This is a genomic window from Pseudomonas sp. NPDC087615, assembly GCF_044743445.1.
GTDB lineage: Bacteria > Pseudomonadota > Gammaproteobacteria > Pseudomonadales > Pseudomonadaceae > Aquipseudomonas > Aquipseudomonas baetica_A.
The window spans coordinates 1-1,092 of the sequence record NZ_JBIUWM010000156.1 but is presented as its reverse complement, the minus strand read 5'-3'; the positions used below and the strand labels follow the sequence as shown (position 1 = coordinate 1,092).

At 60.0% G+C, this 1,092-nt stretch carries 1 pseudogene; it reads right to left on the bottom strand.

The features are described 5' to 3' along the window. Positions 1-1,079: pseudogene (locus tag ACIOU6_RS28060) on the bottom strand (acetyl-CoA carboxylase biotin carboxylase subunit); the annotation flags it as partial. Between the last annotated feature and the right edge of the window lie 13 nt (positions 1,080-1,092).

Below are 1,092 nucleotides of genomic sequence, written 5' to 3'. Positions count from 1 at the left end.
ACGCGAACGCCGTTGCCGCCTGGGGCGTGGAAATGCTTGACCGTGCCCGGGCTCGGCATGAAGGGTTTCCGCTCTTCAGCGTTGATCCGGCATTCCAGCGAGTGACCGCGGATCACCACGTCATCCTGCGTGAACGACAGCTTGTTGCCAGAGGCGATGCTGAGCATCTCCTAGACGATGTCGATACAGGTGACCATTTCCGAAACCGGGTGCTCCACCTGAACACGGGTGTTCATTTCGATGAAGTAGAAACGACCGTTTTCGTACAGGAACTCGAAAGTGCCGGCGCCACGGTAACCGATGTCGATGCACGCCTTGACGCAGCGAGCCAGAACTTCCTGGCGAGCCTGCTCGTCGATGCCCGGTGCTGGCGCTTCTTCGAGAACCTTCTGGTGACGACGTTGCAGTGAGCAATCGCGGTCGCCCAGATGGATGGCCTGGCCTTGGCCGTCGGACAGCACCTGTACTTCGACGTGACGCGGATTGGTCAGGAATTTTTCCAGATAGACCATCGGGTTGCCAAACGCCGCGCCTGCTTCGGTGCGGGTCAGTTTGGCGAAGGAAATCAGGTCTTCTTCCTTATGAACCACACGCATGCCGCGACCACCGCCGCCGCCAGCGGCTTTGATGATCACCGGGTAGCCGACTTCACGACCAATGCGCAGCGCCGTTTCTTCGTCTTCCGGCAGTGGGCCGTCGGAACCTGGAACGGTTGGCACGCCTGCTTCGATCATCGCGTGCTTGGCCGATACCTTGTCACCCATCAGGCGAATGGTGTCGGCTTTCGGGCCGATGAAAGCGAAGCCGGAGTTCTCGACCTGCTCGGCAAAATCGGCGTTTTCCGCGAGGAAACCGTAGCCTGGGTGAATGGCGGTAGCGCCAGTCACTTCAGCGGCAGCGATGATGGCCGGGATGTGCAGGTAAGACTGAGCGGCAGACGCCGGGCCGATGCAGACGGATTCGTCTGCCAGACCCAGGTGCATCAGCTCTTTATCGGCCTTGGAGTAAACGGCGACGGTCTTGATGCCCATCTCTTTGCAGGCACGCAGAATCCGCAGGGCGATAAAGAGCTGATGCACCTGGGTCTGGCAG